Genomic DNA, 19958 nt, shown 5'->3' with positions numbered 1-19958 from the left:
GTTTAGTCTAATAGGTTGAAAAATATTTTAAAATGTTTCAATTCAAAGTTTAATTAACCAATGTTTAACACATCTTTCATTGTATAAACACCTTTTTTGTCTCTAATCCATTCTGCCGCAATTACGGCACCTAAGGCAAATCCTTGTCTATTATGAGCAGTATGCTTAATATTAATTGAATCTATTTTAGAATCATAGGATATTTCGTGCGTACCAGGAACATCTATAATTCTTTTAGCGTTTATATGAATTTCATTGGCTTCAGGCTTTTCTATTGTCCAATTTTTATAATGCGTTTTATCAATAATTTGCTCCGCAAGTGTAATTGCTGTGCCACTTGGTGCATCTAATTTTTGAGTATGGTGTATTTCTTCCATAGATACGGAATAATCATTAAGTCCTCCCATTAATTCAATTAATACTTTATTGAGCTCAAAAAATATGTTCACTCCTAAACTGAAATTAGACGCATATAAGAATGTTCCATTTTTTTTATTACAATAATCTACTATTGATTCATAGTCTTCAAGCCAACCAGTTGTCCCGGAAATTACAGGTATATTAGCATCTAGAGCTTTTGTTATATTCCTTACTGCTGCACTTGGAACGCTAAAATCTATGGCAACATCACAATTTGAAAAATCAAATTTATCTTCCGGTTCGGAAATTTTTAATATTATATGATGATTTCGATCAATGGCAATTTTTTCAATACTTTTACCCATTCTGCCATATCCGAGTAATGCAATATTCATATTCTAAAATTTAAAATTTACAGTTACTCCTAAATCCGAACTATTCTCCATTTTATTATATTGGTAATGTGGCCTCAATGATAAATTTTCATCAACATTAAATTGAAGTAGATGTGCATCAACATTTGCATCTATAATGTTCAATGCGTATAAACCTATAGTGATTAACAAAGAGACCTCCTTATTTCGCCGGAATTGTTCTTGAGCACGTATAAGTCCGTCATCAGAGATTTGAGGAGTTGAGCCATCTCCATAAAACTCGTCATCAGTAAAACCAGCTAATCTACGTTTATATGCATCACGTAACCTATCGAACTGCTTATCATTTCTAACATAAAAGTAAACGCCTGTACCAATAGCTCCCCAAACAATTGGGATTTTCCAGTATTTTTTATTGTAAGCTTGTCCTAATCCTGGTAATATTGCCGAATAAAAGGCTGCTTTAGACGGACTCAGAGGATCAATTGGTGTTGTTTCAACTATACTTTGATTAATTTGAACGAGATCTTTGTCTAATCCAATGTTTGCGCTGTCCTTTTCCTTTTGAGAAAATAATAGGCAGACTGAAAATAAGCACAGGCAAAGTGTATATAAATGCTTATTTAGCACGTTGAACTAATTTTTTTATTCTATTAAAATCTTCTTCTGAATGAAATGGTATAGTAATTTTACCACTGCCATTTTTGGCCAGTTTAACATCTATTTTATGACCAAAATATTCAGAGAAATCTTTAATTCCTTTCTTAATAAACTTAGGCATTTCAGAAGTTGACTCTTCTTTTTTGTCGTCTTGTGGACCATTTAAGTTTTTTACCAATTGCTCTGTCGCTCTTACTGAAAGTTTGTTGGAGATAACTTTTTCATAAATTTCAAGCTGGTCTATTTGGCTTTCAATATTAACCATAGCTCTACCGTGGCCCATGCTAATAAAACCATCACGCATTCCAGTTTGAATAATTGGATCTAGTTTTAATAGGCGCAAGTAGTTTGCTATTGTGGAGCGTTTTTTTCCAACACGCTCACTCATTTGTTCTTGGGTAAGATTGATTTCGTCAATTAATCGTTGGTAGGATAAAGCAATTTCAATTGGATCTAAGTCTTGTCTTTGAATGTTTTCAACCAAAGCCATTTCTAAAGACTCTTGATCGTTCGCAATTCTAATATATGCTGGAATTGTCTTTAACCCAATTAGTCTAGAGGCTCTATATCGTCTTTCACCAGATACAAGTTGATATTTGTTAAACGCTAATTTTCTAACCGTAATGGGCTGAATCACACCTAGTTCCCTAATAGAGGAAGCCAATTCTCTTAAGGGCTCTTCGTTAAAATTAGTTCTAGGTTGAAATGGATTTACCTCAATACTTTCTATATCTAATTCTACAATATTACCGACAACCTTATCGGCATTTTTATCCTCTGTAGAATTAATATCATTATCTGGATCCTTCAATAAAGCGGAAAGTCCTCTTCCTAAAGCTTGTTTTTTAGTTGCTTTCGCCATATACTTCATTTTTATTAATCAACTCTTTGGCTAAACTCAAATAGTTTGATGCTCCCTTACTGCTAATGTCATAATTTATAATGCTTTCACCGTAACTAGGGGCTTCACCTAATCTTACATTTCGTTGAATAATAGTTTCAAATACCATGTTACTAAAATGTTTTTGTACCTCTTCAACCACTTGATTAGAAAGCCTCAAGCGAGAATCAAACATGGTTAATAACATACCTTCTATATCTAACGCTTCATTGTGTATTTTCTGTACACTTTTAATAGTATTTAACAGTTTACCAAGACCTTCAAGTGCAAAATATTCGCACTGAATCGGTATTATGACTGAATCTGAAGCAGTTAACGCATTTAAAGTTAATAATCCTAAGGAAGGTGCACAATCAATTAAAATATAATCGTAATCTGATTTGATATCGGCAATCGCCTTTTTTAGCATGTACTCACGCTCATTTTTATCAACTAGTTCAATTTCTATTGCCACTAGATCAATATGCGCTGGTATAATATCAACGTTTGGTGCATTTGATTTTACAATGGTATCTTTTGCTGATTGTGTATGTTCGAGCACTTGATAAGAACCAATTTTAACAGCATCTACATTTACGCCTAAACCAGAACTGGCATTGGCTTGAGGATCTGCGTCAATAAGTAGGACTTTCTTTTCTAATACACCAAGTGAGGCCGCTAAATTAACCGATGTTGTGGTTTTGCCGACACCTCCTTTTTGGTTAGCAATTGCAATGATTTTACCCATTAAATGATTTGGTTTTAATAGGGTTTAAAAATACAATTAATTATGGGTTTTGAAAACGGAAGTTGTTAACAGGTTATCCTTTATTTTTTTGAATAATTTACAATTGTTAAGCTATTAATATCTCTAAAATTTGAATTGCAGCCTCACTTATCTTAGTTCCTGGTCCAAATACAGCTACTGCACCGGTATCGAATAAAAATTTGTAGTCTTGCTTAGGGATTACACCTCCAACAATAACCATAATATCATCTCTTCCGTAAGATTTTAATTCTTCAATAACTTGAGGGACTAGTGTTTTGTGGCCAGCTGCCAACGAAGAAACTCCAAGTATATGTACATCATTTTCTACCGCTTGCTTCGCTGCTTCTTTTGGTGTTTGAAAGAGAGGGCCAATATCTACATCAAAGCCAACATCAGCATAGCCTGTTGCCACTACTTTAGCACCTCTATCATGACCGTCTTGTCCCATTTTGGCAATCATAATACGAGGTCTGCGACCGTCTTGCTCAGCAAACTTATCAGCTAATTCCCTTGCTTTTATAAAGCTTTTATCATCTTTGATTTCTTTACTATACACTCCTGAAAAAGATTTAATTTGTGCTTTGTAACGTCCAAATTCTGCTTCTAGCGCATCACTTATTTCACCTAAAGTTGCGCGTTTTCTTGCTGCACCTACTGCCAAATCTAGTAAATTTTCATGTCCTGATTTAGCAGCTTCAGTTAATTTTTTCAATGCAGCCTCAACATCTTTCCTATTACGCTCTGCCTTTAACTTATCTAATCGTTCTATTTGTTGATTTCTAACAGTCTGATTATCTACTTCTAAAATATGCAGCGGGTCCTCTTGTTCTAACTGATATGCATTAACACCTACGATTATATCTTGTCCAGAATCTATTCTAGCCTGTTTTCTAGCAGCGGCTTCTTCAATTCTAAGTTTTGGAATGCCTGCTTCAATAGCCTTAGTCATTCCGCCTAATTCTTCAACTTCTTCAATAAGTTTCCAAGCTTTATGGGCAATTTCATTGGTTAGGCTTTCTACGTAATAACTTCCAGCCCAAGGATCTACAGTTTTGGTTATATGTGTTTCTTCTTGCAGATAAATCTGTGTATTTCTTGCTATCCTCGCAGAGAAATCGGTAGGTAGTGCAATCGCTTCGTCTAATGCATTGGTGTGTAAACTTTGTGTACCACCAAATGCAGCAGCCGCAGCCTCAATACAAGTTCTTGCCACATTGTTAAAAGGGTCTTGTTCTGTTAAGCTCCAACCGGATGTTTGACTGTGTGTGCGCAATGTCAATGATTTTGGATTCTTGGGATTGAATTGTTTTACCAATTTAGCCCATAGCATACGCGCTGCACGCATTTTTGCAATTTCCATAAAGTGATTCATTCCTATAGCCCAGAAGAATGAAAGTCTAGGAGCAAAGGTATCTATATCCATACCAGCTTCCAGTCCTTTTCTTATATATTCCAGTCCGTCAGCAAGCGTATAGGCTAATTCAATGTCACAAGTCGCTCCAGCTTCTTGCATGTGGTAGCCAGATATACTTATACTATTAAATCGAGGCATATTTTGACTAGTATATTCAAAAATGTCTGATATAATTTTCATGGATGGTTTAGGGGGGTAAATGTAGGTGTTTCGTACCATGAATTCCTTAAGGATATCATTTTGAATAGTACCTGCTAATTGTTCCGGTTTAACACCTTGCTCTTCTGCTGTGACAATATAAAAGGCCATAATTGGTAAAACAGCACCATTCATTGTCATCGACACAGACATTTTACTTAGAGGGATTTGGTCGAAAAGAACTTTCATGTCTTCAACCGAGTCTATGGCTACACCAGCCTTGCCAACATCACCTACAACACGTTCATGGTCAGAATCATAACCTCTATGGGTTGCTAAATCAAATGCAACGGACAATCCTTTTTGGCCAGCAGCTAAATTTCGTCTGTAAAATGCATTGCTTTCTTCGGCAGTAGAGAACCCAGCATATTGTCTTATGGTCCAAGGTCGTCTTACATACATTGTTGAATATGGACCGCGCAGATTAGGTGCGATACCAGCAACGTAATCAAGATGTTTAAAATCCTTAATATCCTCTTTAGAATAGGTCGATTTTACATCAATATTTTCCGCGGTTTTGAATTTTGACACATCTGAATTCGTGCCCTGAGGAACTCTTTTTTTAAGATTGATATGCTGTATGTTTTTTCTGCTCATTATTGTGAAATTTTAGATAAAAATACACTATAGATTTTATCAATACCAATAACTATTCTTTATTTAATCTACTGATTTCCAATTTTTCAGATAATCTTTTCTCAATAATTGGTTCAATTAAAGTTTTTCTTGATACTTTAGATAAGAAAGGACTTTTTTCAAGATTATCTTTCATTTTATCGTTAGTGTTTGGGTGCTTATTTGTACCTAATAAAACAAGTTTTCCAAAATCAAAATCTTCTTGTTCTTGTTTTGCACTATCTTTTATTTTCCTTTGAATAGTACCTGATTTTAATTGTGTTAAAAACCCTCCATTGCTTTCAATCTCCTTGAAAAGATTAATAGCTTTATCACCCATTTGATTGGTTAATGATTCAATATAGTAAGCGCCGTCAGAAGGATTATTTACCTTATCTAAGTAGCTCTCCTTTTTAATTACCAATAATTGATTTCTTGAAATTCTATTACCAAACTCATTAGATTCATGATATAGGCTGTCATATGGTAAATTATAGATTACATCAGCACCACCTAAAATAGCACTCATGCATTCTGTTGTGGTACGTAACAAATTCACGTTATAATCGTAAATTGTTTTGTTACGTTTACTAGGAGTTGCCAATATGGTGCAACTAGTATTTACATTATACTCTGTTGCTAAAACAGACCATATTTCACGTAAGGCTCTGAGCTTAGCAATCTCAAAGAAATAATTAGAACCAACACTTACTTTAAATATAAGTTGAAGTGATTTTTTCGCATCCGAATCAAGAATAGTATCAAAATGATTTAAATATTCGTTTGCGTGTGATAATGCATAAGCTAATTGTTGAATATTATTTGCACCTGCATTTTGATACAAACTCAAATCAACTGTAATTTGATTCGTAGCTTTAACAATAGATTCAAATTTGATATGGTCTGCCTTTAGAGACTCAAACCAGTTCCCTGTTTTTGATAAATTCCCGATGATATCATTAAGGAATACAATAGTGCTCCCTAACTTGCTGAAATATTTTTGAACAAAGTCGTTGGATAAAAATCTAGTTTTAATAAAGATTGGAATGTTTATGGTATCTAGACCTTGCAATAGTTCAACAACATCCGTTGATTCGTTCTTAATTTCTACAATGAGACTTTCAGCTCCTCTTTTAATTGCGTCCTTGGCAGTTTTATTAGCCTCAATCGTCTCTTTTACAACGATGTGTTGACAAATCATCCAATTAGTTGCTTGACTTAATGATACTTCGGGTAACTCACTTAATTCATCTGAGTGATAAAATGGTTTAACATCTATACCATCGTTAGTATTCCAGATCAGAGTATCATTATAATCAGCGCCTTTGAGGTCTACTTGTATTTTTTGTTTCCAAGCCTTTGAGGATACTCCCTCAAACTCATTAAATAACGTCTTATTCATCTGGGTTGTTTTTTGCTATGCTATCTTCATATTCTATGATATAAATATCTTCATTTGGTTTTTTCATATTATAGGTTTCTCTTGCCATGCGTTCAACACCTTCTTCGGTACTTAACTCTTTAATAGCTTTATTGTCTTTAGCCATTTCATTTTTATAGTGTTGCTTCTGATATTCTAATTCTTTAATATCCGTATTTAATTCATGGTGAAACAACCAAGAATGGGCGTCAAAGAATAGCATCCATATTGCGAATCCTAATAATACAATGAAGTATATATTTTTAAATGGTTTGAAGTATTTAGATTTGAGTTTTGCCATTACAATTTATCGTTAATTATAGTTTTAACAATATCTACTGCTACTGTGTTGTATCTGTTGTTAGGGATTATTATGTCTGCATATTTCTTCATTGGTTCAATAAACTGCTCATGCATTGGCTTTAACGTGTTTTGATAACGCGATAAAACCTCTTCAATGTCCCTACCACGCTCACTTATGTCACGCTTAAGCCTACGGATTAATCGTTCGTCTGAATCTGCATGTACATATATTTTAATATCAAATAAATCACGTAATTCTTTGTTGGTAAGTATTAATATACCTTCTACAATTATAACTTTTCTGGGATGCGTGTTTACAGTATCTCCTGTTCTATTGTGCTTAACAAATGAATAAATAGGCTGTTCAATTGTTTTGCCAGCTTTAAGTTGTTTTAAATGGTCTACCAACAAATCAAAATCGATTGATCTTGGGTGGTCAAAATTAATTTTAACACGCTCATCATAACTAAGGTGAGAGGTGTCTTTGTAATAGGAATCTTGAGAGATAATACCAACTTCGCCTTCAGGTAATTCTTTTAATATCGTGTCTACTACTGTAGTTTTACCACAGCCAGTTCCACCGGCAATTCCAATTATTAGCATTAAATAAAATTATTAAATTAGTAAAGCACAAAGTTAGGTATTTAGGGATATATTATAATGACAAATGTCACTTCTTGAATAGTAATATAATATTTTTTATTCTCTCAATAATTTTACAATTCCTAAATTTTCAATTCCTACATAAATATAGCCATCAGGCCCTTGTTCTATACTTCTAATTCTTCCTAAACCATCTAAGAGTCGCTCTTCTTTAATTATTTTCCCATTTTTAAGTGTACACATATTAAGATATTGAAATTTTAATGAGCCTATCAATAAATTGCCATTCCAGTTACCATATTTATCACTATTTATAAAAGCCATTCCACTTGGTGCTATTGACGGATCCCAATAATGAAAAGGTTGCTCCATACCCTCTTTTTCAGTAATATCAGTGAATTTTGTTCCACTATAATTTACACCGTAGCTGATAAGGGGCCATCCATAATTTTTACCCTTGTTAATAATATTAATTTCATCACCACCTTTCGGTCCATGTTCATGGGTCCAAATTTTTTTAGTTTCGGGATGTAGCGTCATACCTTGAGGGTTTCTGTGGCCATAAGAATAAATGGCTTTTTTAGCATTATATGAATTAATAAATGGATTGTCTCTAGGTATGGAACCATTATCGTTTATTCGGTATACCTTACCACAATCCCTTGTTATATCTTGAGGATTAACGTCTCTATTACCTCTATCACCAATTGTGAAGTATAAATAACCCTCGCTGTCAAAAATAAGTCGAGATCCAAAATGCTGTCCAGCTGACGAATTTGGTTCTGCTTTATAGAGAACTTCGAAATTAATAAGTGTTTTGTTACTAAGTTTCGCTCTTGCTATAGTTGTGTTTCCTCCATTTCCTTTACCTATGGATGAAGCATATGAGAAATATATCCATCCATTATTTTTATAGTAAGGGTGTAATATAATATCCATTAAACCTCCCTGGCCACGGACATATATATCAGGTAATCCTGAAATTTCAATCTTCTCACCATTTTTAAAATGAACTAGTTGTCCTGCTCTTTCATTTATAAGCATTGATCCGTCAGGTAAAAAAGTAAAGCCCCAAGGAATGGTTAAATCGGATACTACCACTTTGTGGCTATTTTCATTGTTTTTTGGATTCTTATCTTGAGCACAAGCAATGGTACTTATTAGTATTAAAGCCAGAATTAATGGTTTGAATCTCATCATTTAATTTATTCTTAAATTAATTTCTAAAGTTAGATAATTGTTGTTGGATTATAAAGAAAAATAATATATTTGCAATCCAAATTTGATGACCATTTTTCGGGGTGTAGCGTAGCCCGGTTATCGCGCCGCGTTTGGGACGCGGAGGTCGCAGGTTCGAATCCTGCCACCCCGACTTAAAAGAAAAAGCTCAGCAACATCTGAGTTTTTTTTATTCTATTTTTTTAAAGTGTCTAATTGTAAAGTAGTCAATATTAAAAATCACATTATTTAGGAGGGCTAAATTGTCAAATTTTATTTTAATAATTTATAATAGAAGTCATATAGAACCTTGTTTATTTTAAAAAGGTGTATTAGTTTAAATAAAAATTGGTTGCAACTTATTCAAGTTCTAAATTTTGCCTTTAGTCTGAATTGAAAATAAGATAAAATATTTTTATTTGGACGTGTTACAGATAATCAATTAATGGAGTCTTTTAGCCGAATATATTAATAACATGAGAATAATATTATTAGTTTTATTTTTTAGAAAATAATTTATGTTGACGTTTATTGTTCCAGTTAAGAGTGAGAGAGTGTCTAGTGATTGGCCTAGTTTTTGTAAATTATTTGAGGCTACATTAAAATCTATATGTAATCAGACGGATCAAGACTTTAAAGTTGTGGCAGTTTGCCATGAAATACCTGTATTAGACTTTACTCACAAAAATATTCATTTTGTTCAAGTCGAATTTGAACCTCCTATCAAGGGAGAAAAAGAAAGCAATAAAAATATAAACATAAGAAGAGAAATTGACAAGGGCAAAAAGCTTAAAATTGGTGCTGCTTATGCCTTAGAAAATTTCAATACGGATTATATAATGACTGTTGATTCAGACGATTATATAAGTAATCGAATAGCGGCTCATATTAATCAAAGTAAAAATGATGTTCCTGGTTGGTACATAAAAAGAGGTTTTATTCACATGGACGGTAGAAACTTTTTAATATCAACACGTAAGTTCAGTTATTTATGTGGAAGTTCTGTAATTGTAAAGCCTAATTATTTAAAGTATTTCTTTGAAGTAGATCCAATTTTATATTTTGATCATAGGTTGACTGTCCTTAATAATGACATTAATCTTTCTGTTCTTCCATTTTATGGGGGTATTTATAGCGTAGCCAACGGAGAAAATCATCTCATGAATGATTCAAATATAAAGAAATTTAATAATCGTAAAGGTTGGTTACGTACAAGTGCACTTAAAAGAATAGTTCATAGAATTAGCACATACAGATTCAAGTTTATCACAGAAAAAATAAGAAATGAATTTAGTTTTAATAACTAATTCATTCAAGTTAGCTTTTCTTCTAAAATTGTTAAATTGTTTTGAACTGTAATGGTTGGGTTTTTATTCTATCCTGACATAATTTTCAGAGTAAATACGATTACCATCTTCATCAATTTCAATTTGCTCAAAGCGATCTGGCCCTATTATAAATTGAAACACAAATTCTTGTTGCTCTTCAATTACCTCATTCATAAACGCTGATCCAAATTCTAGAATTTCAGTAAGAACTTTGTCATCATAGGTATAAGAACCATACCCAAAAAATTCAATTGAATCTGTTTTTAGTAGTTTGCACCACATTACTTTCGTGTCAGTGTACATTTTAATCTGTCTTGATAGAGTATTGTTTTCGAATGAATCTACAACAACATTATCTTGATAGTTATAAAACCCTTTTAACTCCCAAGCACCTTTAAGTCCGTTTTTTATGGTAACTATAGCTTCTGTATTTTCTATGGTATCTGAAGTACTTTCTGCATTATCCCTGCATGAAGATATAAACACAAAAAGGAGGCAAATAATGATAAACTTAATTTTCATGATCCTGATGATTTAGCTGTTAAACCCTTATAAATTACAAAAATAAACACAGAATTATGTGGTATTTTTCAATTTTATAATGGCATAGGTAGTGTTAATAACTTCTGTGTAAGGATTTAGACAAAAATCCTACTTTTGCTAAACAGTAAAATAAACGAATATATGTCTGATACGATAGAAAAAGTTAAATGCCTAATCATAGGTTCTGGACCTGCAGGTTACACAGCTGCCATTTATGCATCTAGAGCAAATTTGGAACCTGTTTTATATCAAGGAGAGCAACCTGGTGGACAATTAACGACAACGAATGATGTGGAGAATTTTCCAGGTTATCCAGATGGGATAACTGGTCCTGAAATGATGATTCAACTTCAAAAGCAAGCTGAACGATTTGGGACAGATGTACGCTATGGTTGGATAACAAAAGTTGATTTTTCCGGAGATGTACACAAGGTTTGGGTAAATGATGAAAAAGAAATCCACGCATCTACAATAATTATATCTACAGGAGCATCTGCAAAATACTTAGGATTACCTTCTGAACAGAAATACCTTCGATTGGGTGGTGGTGTATCTGCTTGTGCTGTTTGTGACGGTTTCTTTTACAGAAACCAAGATGTTGTCATTGTTGGGGCAGGAGATTCAGCTTGTGAGGAAGCACATTATCTATCAAATCTTTGTAAAAAGGTGACAATGCTTGTTAGACGTCATGAATTTAGAGCATCTAAAATAATGGAATCACGTGTTAGAAATACAGAGAATATTGAAATTTTATTAAATACTGAAACGGTAGAAGTTTTAGGTGATGGACAGGTTGTTACAGGAGTAAGAGCTAAGAATAAAGTTTCAGGAGAAGTTTTTGATATTCCTGCGACTGGATTTTTTGTTGCGATTGGTCACAAACCAAATACCGATATTTTCAAAGAATATTTAGACTTAGATGAAACAGGTTATATAATAAACGCAGAACCTGGTACTAGTAAAACAAATATAGAAGGTGTATTTGTTAGTGGTGATGCGGCGGACCATGTTTATAGACAGGCTATAACCGCTGCAGGCACAGGTTGTATGGCCGCACTAGATGCAGAGCGCTACTTGGCAGCAAAAGAAGCAGATTTTGAAGTCTCGACATCAACATATAATTAGAAATTATAATACTAATAATGAAAAAGCCGAAGTTTTGACTTTGGCTTTTTTATTTAAATGTAATTATTTATCGCTTTTTCTTTTGGAGTTTAGCTGTGTCTTCAAATTTAGTTATTGTAACTGCAGGATTACCATATAAATAAATTTCACTATTGCCTGATGCACCGATAGTAATATTCTCTTCAACAGAAATTGTGATATCGCTATTGTCCATTAAACTAGCTTCAACATTTTTAACATCAAATTTTATACCTGTAAAGTTTGAAAAATTATCAACGCGAATTATTGAAGTATCTGAAACACCTTCAATTGCGGCGTCAGAACGTTGAGATAGATCAAAATCTGCAATCCTACTTTTAATTAAGGCATCTAATTTACTGGTATCACTTAACTCAACTTTTGTAGAATCTGATGTTAGGTTTAATCTTGTTTTTGACTTGCCGTAACTTTTATAATCAAAAGATCTAGAATTTATATTTAAATATGCTCTAGAATTATCTGATGTTTTTAAAGTAACATCACTAAGTTCCATTGAGGTTAAAGACCTGATCTCGCCATTTCCTTTAACTTCAATATTTTGAAGTGCATCACCATAATTCACAGTAATACTCAGTTTCTTTTTTGATGCAATCCTCCTTGTTTGTATAAATGAAAGTGTACCATCTTTAACTGAAATCTGTATAACATCATGTAAATTATCATCTACTTCAATCTGTACTGAAGGTTTACTGTTGTATACTACTTCAATTGCAAAATCGCCATTGACAATTAAAGTTTCAAAATCCTCAATAAAAGTCTGCTTAATGGTGACATTTCGATCACCTTTTATTTTTTCAGTTGATTGAGAAAATGCTCCAGGTACAATCGCAATCATGAGCATAAAAACTAGTAGTTGTTTTTTCATTTAATCTATATTATTAAATGCTATTAAGACCCAAAGTTAATTTTTTGGTCACTTTTATAGCTGTTTAACAAATATATACAAAAACCATCCCAAACTCTATTATTGAGTTTAAAATGGTCTTTAACTGATTGGTTGTAAAATACTTAAGCGTTTAAAGTAATTAACCAATAACACTTTATTTGATTGATTTATTGTTTGATTACACTACCTGATGAACTATCAGATTTCTCGACTTTCTCTGGATTGCCAGAATACCTAATATCTCCACCACTTGTGGCTCTAGCTGTTAATTCTTTAGAAGTATTAACAGAGATGTCTGCGCCACTAGTTGCCTTAACTCTAGTTTTTACTGCTATAAGGTTAGATGCTCTGATATCACTTCCACTTGTGGCTTCTGCTATCAGAACTTTGGTTGTACCACTAAGTATAATGTCGCTACCGCTTGTAGAATGACAGTTTAAGGATTCTGTTTTAACATCTAATCTAATATCGCTACCACTTGTTGAATTTAATTCTAGTTCGTCAACTTCAATGACATTTGTAGATCTAACATCACTGCCACTTGTTGCTTTTATAGCTTCAAGATCGGTAATTCCAAGTAGAATTTTTCTAGAGGATGCACGTCTAATATTTTCAGTAGTGTAAATTTTTAATACATTGTTTTCTACCTCTGTCATTATAAGTTCATGCAGATTTTCATCTGCTTCAACTGTTAGGTCTACAGAATTGCCTTGTGTTATATAAAGATCTAACCCTTGACTAACCTTAATACTCTTAAAGTCATCTGAGATATTTCTATCCGAACTGATAACTTTACCATTCCCATCGACTCCTATGCCGAAGTTTGTGTCCATGATACAGGATACCATTAATAAACTAATGATGCTTGTAATAATAATTCTTACTAATGTGCTCATGATTTCTTTTTTTGATTGAAAATTGATTTAGTAAAATCGTTGTTTGATTGATTGATAGTTCAAATTTATGATGAAGGTTCTTTAGATTGAATTAAATAAGACTGAATTGTCAATAATTGTGTCTCAATTGTCATTTACTTCAATATTAACACCTTCTTCTTCATTGATTTGAATACTTACGTCTGGTTTTTCTTCTGTAATAATTTGGTTATTATCTGAGTTCGTCTCATCTAAATTTTCATCTTCTTCTTCGATCTCACAATCTAAACATTCAGTACCATCTTCTATAATTTTCAAATACTGTTCTTCCATTCCGTTATCTAAAATATCATTGTAATAACTTGAATTTCTGTGAAAACTATAGGTGTTATCATCTGCATAAATAACTGTACCCTCAGGAACATATAATATCACCATTACTTCTTGTTCGCTGAATTTATTTTCAATATCAGTTGTTAAATAAGAACTAAGGTCTAGTTTTCCATCATTTAACGTATAGCTATAATTGATGTTTTCAGCTCTATTTCGTGCGATGTCATAACTGCTTCCTCGAGCTTGTTTTTCAATAACCATAGAGGCTAACGAATCTTTGGTAGATCTCACTACCAATCTAATATCTGAGGATATAATAGTGCGACCATTTTCATCTTCCACAAGTCTATAATTATTGTTGCGTCTGTAATAGTATCCATTGTAATTACTATCACTTACCATATTAATTTTTAAGGTGTCATTAGCAGTAACATCTAATTGTTCTTTCACCGTAAATTTTGCATCAAAGGCATGTTCAGTGGCCTGTTTTACTCCGATAACAAATAATCCGATTATTGCCATGAGCCAGATACCAAGTAATGTAAACTTGGCAACATTCCCTATAGACTTTAAGTTGTTTACTAAGATTTTAAGACCTAAGTAGAACACAAAAAAGAATGGAATACCAATGGCAAAGAATATAAGCATAGACATTAACCACAGAGGAATATTGGCTGAGTTTGCAGCATCAATAAAATCCATACCAGGGAAATGTACAGCATCAGTAATTCCAACAGTGAAAAATGCAACTATTAAACTTATCAAAGTACTAATACCTACAATGATTAAAATAACTCCGATGAACTTTGCAATAACTTTTAGGAAAAACATAATAATGGTTCCTAGTGTGTCAAAGAAATTTTGCGAACTAGATTTTAGCTTATTACTTTGCTTCTGAAAATCTACATTTTTGACCGTTTCTGAAATATTGTCTGAAACAGAATCAATTCCTTCCTTAATTTTTTCTCCGTGCTTTTTTAAATCTACATTCCTAACTTTTTCGGATACAGTATCAATACCGTCTTTAATTTTTTTTTCAATGTTGGTAATATTTACAGGATCACCAGTCATTGTTAGTTTTTCTGCTGTGGTAACAGCTTCTGGTACTAAGGCCCAAAAAATTAAATATATAAGTATAAAAGTACCACCAGATCCAATGGTTAAAAGAATCCAAAGTAAACGCATCCAAATTGCATCTATTCCAAAATAGTGGCTCAATCCTGCTGCTACACCTCCAATATAAGAGTTAACCGTATCTCTAAATAATTTTTTAGTTGTTCTAGAGCTATAAGATTGTCTTGGTTGAGGTTCATCTTCAAATATTTCGTCATCTACCAAATAATCCTCTGGTTGTCCCATTATAGTAATGACTTCGTCAACCAACTTTATTCCTACGACTTGTTTTTCATTTTGAATACGTTCTGAGAATAATTCGGCAATACGTGCCTCTATATCTGAAATAATTTCTGATCGTCCTTGAGAGTCTGTAAATGAACGTTTTATAGCCTCAAGATAGCGTGATAATTTAAGATATGCATCTTCATCTATATGGAAAAATACACCTGCTAAATTTATATTGACTGTTTTATTCATTTTTTTGTTGTTTTTGTACTTGTTACTAGGTTAACGGCATTTTGTAATTCACTCCAAGTAGTGTTTAATTCATTCAGAAACAATTTACCTGTTTCCGTAAGACCATAATATTTTCTTGGTGGTCCAGATGTGGATTCTTCCCAACGGTAATTCAGTAATCCAGCATTTTTCAATCTTGTGAGCAAAGGATAAATTGTTCCTTCTACTACAAGCATTTTTGCGTCCTTTAGTGTTCCGAGAATTTCTGCAACATAGGCATCTTCGTCCTTTAAAATAGACAAGATGCAATATTCCAGGACACCTTTACGCATTTGTGCTTTTGTGTTTTCTATTTTCATATTAATAGTATCTTAAATTCGATTAACTGTTCATTTTTTGATTGATTATGATGATTTATATGCTATTTCAAAAAGTTAATTGTTAATGGATAATTATACAATTGCCCATCTCTGGCAGAAATACTGGCCTTTACAATAAGTGCTAGTTCAATGATAAATGCTATTACTGCTAAAACACCTAAACCACCACCAATATATAATAGAGGAGAAGGCTCACCAATATTGATATGGAAATTGTTGAATCCTCTAAAATCAAATACACTCATGCCATCAAATAATTTAAAGATGAAAAAGGGTACACTAATAGTTCCTATAATTATGGCATATAGAAATATACTCATTTGAAAGTTTATGGCTTGTTTGCCATGCTTATCTACAAACTCTGATTTATTCTTATTAGCACCCCATAAAACTATAGGCCCAATGAAATTTCCAAATGGTATAATAAATCTGGAAAATGTTGAAAGATGTATAAATGTTGCTAGATTTTTATAGTGATTATCTATCATTTTTAAAAGTATATAATAGTTGCTTATACAAATATATGTCTTTTAAAAGGTATTATGTTACGCATAGTACTAAAAATTAACAAAATATTAACATTAGTGGAACTTGTATATTTACTTTATTTTAGTCTAATAATCTGTGATAAATGAAAATAACACCCTCAAAACTTAACACCTTTTTACTTTTTAAATTACCAGCTGCATTTCTGACGGGAGTAAGGACCAAAACAATAACAGATACTACTTGTGTTGTTACCGTAAAACATCGGTGGATCAATCAAAATCCATTTAAATCTATGTTTTGGGCTGTCCAGGGTATGGCAGCAGAACTTACTACAGGTGCCTTGGTGATGAAGAAGATAAAGGAAAGTGGTAAAAATATTTCAATGCTTGTAGCAAATAACAGTGCTTCTTTCACAAAGAAAGCTACAGGTAGAATTAAGTTTACTTGTCATGAAGGTTTGAAAATAAATGAAGCCATAGATAAGGCTATCAAAACAGGTGAGGGACAAACAGTTTGGTTAAATGCAAATGGAATTAACGAAGAGGGCATACAAGTTTCCTCCTTTAATTTTGAATGGACATTAAAGGTGAAATCCAGATAGTAGTGTAACAAAATAGAATTGTATTCAACTTATTACTAGTATCAATCATTAAATAAAATACATTATGGAAAAATTGCCAGATTTCAGCGATAGAAATGCACACGAAATAGATTACCGAATATACGGCGAAGAAATGCAATATGTTGAAATAGAGTTAGACGCTCAAGAAGCGGTTATTGCAGAATCGGGAAGTTTTATGATGATGGATGATGGTATTAAAATGGATACTATTTTTGGTGATGGTTCCCTAAAAGATAAGGGATTCTTAGGGAAAATATTGGGTGCTGGCAAACGAATACTTACTGGAGAAAGTCTTTTTATGACAGCCTTTTATAATGATCTAACTGGAAAGCGAAATGTATCTTTTGCTTCTCCTTATCCAGGTAAAATCGTTCCTATTGATTTAACAGAGTTTGGAGGTAAGTTTATATGTCAAAAGGACGCTTTTTTATGTGCGGCAAAAGGCGTGAGTGTAGGTATTGAATTTTCAAAGAAATTAGGAAGAGGTCTTTTTGGTGGCGAAGGTTTTATAATGCAAAAATTAGAAGGTGATGGTATGGCATTTGTGCATGCTGGTGGCACTATGGCAGAGAAAACATTACAACCAGGAGAAACCTTACGAGTAGATACAGGATGCATAGTTGGGTTTACACAAGACGTGGATTATGATATTGAATATGTAGGAGGTATTAAAAATTCAATTTTTGGAGGCGAAGGATTATTCTTTGCAAAACTTCAGGGACCTGGTAAGGTGTATGTACAATCCTTGCCATTTAGCAGATTGGCAAATAGAATAATTGCTTCGGCACCACGCACTGGTGGTAAGGATAGAGGTGAGGGTAGTATCTTAGGTGGACTAGGTGATATTTTAGATGGAGATAATAGATTTTAGACCAATACAACATTATGAAAGTCAAAAGGTTAAGTTGTAAGAATTACCTTTTCTACAAAAAGTGTATTATCGGATAAACACAACATTTAACATAAAAAGCTGTTAAACACTTATAATCGATTGTTTTTTTTTCTAAATTTAGAATAAATATGAAACAATAGCCTATAGAAGAAATCTACATTTTGTTGAACCTAAAATCCAAAAGTAAAATATGGCAAGAGCAATGTACGAGTACACCAAAACTGTACTTAACAAGGTGAGTTTTGATGCGGTATTATTCTGTAAGGAAGTAGAAAAAGCAGTAAGAAGATTATTGCCTCATGAATTGGAAGATCTCAGAATTTTTATTCAGTCCCTGATCAATCAAAACCCAGAATTAAATCAATGTTTAATTTATTTAAAAGCATAAAAAAAAGCGACTTACGAGTCGCTTTTTTTATTTAGGTAAAGGACTTATTATCTCTACATTCTGAAAAGCAATCGCACCTCTTATTATACCAGATATAACATTATGCAAGGCGTCTATAATCTGCATTTTTAGTTCGCTTTTATGATATATGATACTTACCTCTCTGGCCGGTGAAGGTTCTTTGAAGTGCCTTAGGTTTGGATTCAGTTTTTCTTTTACATCTAAGGTATGCAAGTAAGGAAGTAGTGTCATACCTAGACCCTCATTAGAAAGCTTAATTAATGTTTCAATACTACCACTCTCTAACTGAAAACTATCGTCTAAATGATCTTTAAATGATTTACAAAGATTTATTACACCATCTCTAAAACAGTGGCCATCCTCTAATAATAGCATATCGTCAATATCTAGATCTGAAACCTCAATTGTTTTTTTATCTCTCAATCTGTGATTGGCAGGTACATACGCAACAAAAGGTTCATAATACAATACACGTTCCTTAATATTATCGCTTTCTAACGGCGTTGCGGCAATTGCAGCATCTAAATGGCCATCACTAATTCTAGTCAAAATTTCTTCAGTAGTAAGCTCTTCAATTTTTAGTTTAACTTTTGGGTATTTCTTAATGAAATTCTGTAAAAACATTGGCAATAACGTTGGCATAACTGTTGGAATAATACCAAGTCTAAATTCACCTCCTATAAATCCTTTTTGTTGGTCTACAATGTCTTGAATCCGTTCTGCTTCATTCACAATATTTCTAGCTTGAAAAACAATTTTTCTACCCACTTCAGTTAATTCAATAGGTTTTTTACCTCTATCAAAAATTATAACATCTAATTCATCTTCTAATTTCTGAATTTGTGTACTTAATGTTGGCTGGGTAACAAAACACTTTTCTGCAGCTTTGGTAAAGTTCTTATGTTCAGCTATGGATAAAGCATACTTTAATTGCGTAATTGTCATTATTATAAATTTAGTCTATAAAATTACAAAAAGTATTGTCAAAATCTATGGGAAAAACTTCAAATAAAAAGACTGCTATGGTAGACAGTCTTTTACTTTTTGATTGATTTAGTTTTCTGATTGATGATACATTTTTAGAATCGAATACTGAGCTCTACATCTTTGTCTTCAATTTTAAATTTTGAGTCTTCGTATTGAGGAGGACCGAAGGCCATTACATTGTTAGATGTACCGAATCCCTCTATTGGCATACCATTTTCGCTAAAGTCCATTCTGCCATTTTCATTGACATCGTGTAATCCTAGGATTGCATACTCACCAGGTTGCACATTGTCAAATGTTATCTTTACTTTTCCATCTTTAATAGTACTTGCAACATTCAATATACCATCACTTTTCATAAAAGTATCTTTAGTATGAAGTGCAAATGCGGCAATACCTTTATCACTAGTTAAATTATCTACAGTAACAGTTATTGTTATACCATTTTCTCGAGAATATCCTAAAAAGGCAGTCAGAGTAAATACGATAGTTAAAATTAAATTTTTCATGATAATAATGTTTAATGGTTAATGATTGATGATTCAAATATCCATCTATACATTATAATATTATAAATGTATATAACGAATTGTATTATGAGCAAGACGAATTGTAAAAAAGATGCTGAAATGCTAAAACTAAAGTAAGCCTAAATTTAATATAG

The 19958-nt window shown here is 32.7% G+C and carries 22 protein-coding genes and 1 tRNA gene; 6 read left to right on the top strand and 17 right to left on the bottom strand.

Going from position 1 to position 19958, the window contains the following annotated elements; translation table 11 throughout:
- Nucleotides 1–53: 53 nt before the first annotated feature.
- The 9 genes from dapB to DUZ96_RS04950 all read right to left on the bottom strand — a co-directional run bounded on the left by dapB (nt 54) and on the right by DUZ96_RS04950 (nt 8796).
- On the bottom strand, nt 54–755 hold the full coding sequence (gene dapB, locus DUZ96_RS04990; RefSeq protein ID WP_114300857.1) for a 4-hydroxy-tetrahydrodipicolinate reductase: 702 nt from the start codon (nt 753–755) through the stop codon (nt 54–56).
- A gap of 3 nt (nt 756–758) precedes the next feature.
- Complete coding sequence (locus DUZ96_RS04985) at nt 759–1364, bottom strand: DUF5683 domain-containing protein (RefSeq protein WP_114300856.1); 606 nt, start codon at nt 1362–1364, stop codon at nt 759–761.
- On the bottom strand, nt 1354–2256 hold the full coding sequence (locus DUZ96_RS04980; protein ID WP_114300975.1) for a ParB/RepB/Spo0J family partition protein: 903 nt from the start codon (nt 2254–2256) through the stop codon (nt 1354–1356). Before DUZ96_RS04980 ends, DUZ96_RS04985 begins: the two co-directional genes overlap by 11 nt.
- Entirely contained in the window at nt 2240–3022 is a 783-nt protein-coding gene (locus DUZ96_RS04975) for a ParA family protein (protein WP_114300855.1), read from the bottom strand. The genes DUZ96_RS04980 and DUZ96_RS04975 overlap by 17 nt, the downstream gene beginning before the upstream one ends.
- Before the next feature lie 106 nt (nt 3023–3128).
- Nucleotides 3129–5252, bottom strand: coding sequence for a methylmalonyl-CoA mutase (scpA, locus tag DUZ96_RS04970; protein ID WP_114300854.1), 2124 nt, complete (start codon nt 5250–5252; stop codon nt 3129–3131).
- Nucleotides 5253–5304: 52 nt separating this feature from the next.
- Nucleotides 5305–6672 carry a methylmalonyl-CoA mutase subunit beta gene (locus tag DUZ96_RS04965; RefSeq protein WP_114300853.1) on the bottom strand — a complete coding sequence of 456 codons (1368 nt, stop codon included), beginning with the start codon at nt 6670–6672 and terminating at the stop codon, nt 5305–5307.
- On the bottom strand, nt 6665–6991 hold the full coding sequence (locus DUZ96_RS04960; protein WP_114300852.1) for a septum formation initiator family protein: 327 nt from the start codon (nt 6989–6991) through the stop codon (nt 6665–6667). Before DUZ96_RS04960 ends, DUZ96_RS04965 begins: the two co-directional genes overlap by 8 nt.
- Nucleotides 6991–7596, bottom strand: a complete 606-nt coding sequence (gene udk / locus DUZ96_RS04955) for a uridine kinase (RefSeq protein WP_114300851.1) — start codon at nt 7594–7596, stop codon at nt 6991–6993. Before udk ends, DUZ96_RS04960 begins: the two co-directional genes overlap by 1 nt.
- A 96-nt stretch (nt 7597–7692) precedes the next feature.
- Nucleotides 7693–8796, bottom strand: coding sequence for a PQQ-dependent sugar dehydrogenase (locus tag DUZ96_RS04950; RefSeq protein ID WP_409010762.1), 1104 nt, complete (start codon nt 8794–8796; stop codon nt 7693–7695).
- Between the two features lie 97 nt (nt 8797–8893).
- Between DUZ96_RS04950 and DUZ96_RS04945 the strand changes: the two genes are divergently transcribed.
- Both DUZ96_RS04945 and DUZ96_RS04940 read left to right on the top strand, forming a co-directional pair.
- A tRNA-Pro gene (locus DUZ96_RS04945) sits at nt 8894–8968 on the top strand.
- A gap of 364 nt (nt 8969–9332) precedes the next feature.
- The gene (locus tag DUZ96_RS04940; RefSeq protein WP_114300849.1) at nt 9333–10121 is read left to right on the top strand and encodes a hypothetical protein; all 789 of its coding nucleotides are present in this window, start codon (nt 9333–9335) and stop codon (nt 10119–10121) included.
- Between the two features lie 63 nt (nt 10122–10184).
- On the opposite strand, the gene DUZ96_RS04935 is transcribed toward DUZ96_RS04940, so the two are convergent.
- Nucleotides 10185–10664: a hypothetical protein gene (locus tag DUZ96_RS04935; protein WP_114300848.1), complete on the bottom strand. Its 480-nt coding sequence runs from the start codon at nt 10662–10664 to the stop codon at nt 10185–10187.
- A 162-nt stretch (nt 10665–10826) separates the two neighbouring features.
- On the opposite strand from DUZ96_RS04935, the gene trxB reads away from it, so the two are divergent.
- Nucleotides 10827–11810, top strand: a complete 984-nt coding sequence (gene trxB, locus DUZ96_RS04930) for a thioredoxin-disulfide reductase (RefSeq protein ID WP_114300847.1) — start codon at nt 10827–10829, stop codon at nt 11808–11810.
- Between the two features lie 67 nt (nt 11811–11877).
- Here the strand turns inward: trxB and DUZ96_RS04925 are convergent, their stop codons facing one another.
- From DUZ96_RS04925 to DUZ96_RS04905, 5 genes are all read right to left on the bottom strand, one after another.
- Entirely contained in the window at nt 11878–12714 is an 837-nt protein-coding gene (locus DUZ96_RS04925) for a DUF2807 domain-containing protein (RefSeq protein WP_258774322.1), read from the bottom strand.
- Nucleotides 12715–12902: 188 nt separating this feature from the next.
- Nucleotides 12903–13631: a head GIN domain-containing protein gene (locus DUZ96_RS04920; protein ID WP_114300846.1), complete on the bottom strand. Its 729-nt coding sequence runs from the start codon at nt 13629–13631 to the stop codon at nt 12903–12905.
- Nucleotides 13632–13754: 123 nt separating this feature from the next.
- Complete coding sequence (locus DUZ96_RS04915) at nt 13755–15536, bottom strand: PspC domain-containing protein (RefSeq protein ID WP_114300845.1); 1782 nt, start codon at nt 15534–15536, stop codon at nt 13755–13757.
- The gene (locus DUZ96_RS04910; protein WP_114300844.1) at nt 15533–15874 is read right to left on the bottom strand and encodes a PadR family transcriptional regulator; all 342 of its coding nucleotides are present in this window, start codon (nt 15872–15874) and stop codon (nt 15533–15535) included. Before DUZ96_RS04910 ends, DUZ96_RS04915 begins: the two co-directional genes overlap by 4 nt.
- Before the next feature lie 62 nt (nt 15875–15936).
- A complete protein-coding gene (locus DUZ96_RS04905; RefSeq protein ID WP_114300843.1) occupies nt 15937–16383 on the bottom strand; it encodes a DUF4870 domain-containing protein in 447 nt (148 codons plus the stop codon).
- A 143-nt stretch (nt 16384–16526) separates the two neighbouring features.
- Here DUZ96_RS04905 and DUZ96_RS04900 point away from each other — a divergent pair, with 143 nt between their 5' ends.
- From DUZ96_RS04900 to DUZ96_RS04890, 3 genes are all read left to right on the top strand, one after another.
- Nucleotides 16527–16985 carry a DUF4442 domain-containing protein gene (locus DUZ96_RS04900; RefSeq protein WP_114300842.1) on the top strand — a complete coding sequence of 153 codons (459 nt, stop codon included), beginning with the start codon at nt 16527–16529 and terminating at the stop codon, nt 16983–16985.
- A gap of 64 nt (nt 16986–17049) precedes the next feature.
- Nucleotides 17050–17877 (top strand): TIGR00266 family protein, encoded by an 828-nt coding sequence (locus DUZ96_RS04895; protein WP_114300841.1) that lies wholly within the window; start codon nt 17050–17052, stop codon nt 17875–17877.
- A 211-nt stretch (nt 17878–18088) separates the two neighbouring features.
- Complete coding sequence (locus tag DUZ96_RS04890; protein ID WP_114300840.1) at nt 18089–18286, top strand: hypothetical protein; 198 nt, start codon at nt 18089–18091, stop codon at nt 18284–18286.
- Nucleotides 18287–18313: 27 nt separating this feature from the next.
- Here DUZ96_RS04890 and DUZ96_RS04885 read toward each other — a convergent pair whose 3' ends face one another.
- Together DUZ96_RS04885 and DUZ96_RS04880 are read right to left on the bottom strand one after the other, a co-directional pair.
- On the bottom strand, nt 18314–19252 hold the full coding sequence (locus DUZ96_RS04885; RefSeq protein WP_114300839.1) for a LysR family transcriptional regulator: 939 nt from the start codon (nt 19250–19252) through the stop codon (nt 18314–18316).
- A gap of 134 nt (nt 19253–19386) precedes the next feature.
- Nucleotides 19387–19803: a DUF2141 domain-containing protein gene (locus tag DUZ96_RS04880; RefSeq protein WP_114300838.1), complete on the bottom strand. Its 417-nt coding sequence runs from the start codon at nt 19801–19803 to the stop codon at nt 19387–19389.
- Between the last annotated feature and the right edge of the window lie 155 nt (nt 19804–19958).

The organism is Winogradskyella sp. KYW1333, assembly GCF_003335675.1.
GTDB lineage: Bacteria > Bacteroidota > Bacteroidia > Flavobacteriales > Flavobacteriaceae > Winogradskyella.
Note: the sequence above shows the minus strand (reverse complement) of the source record. Positions and strands in the feature narration are given on the sequence as shown.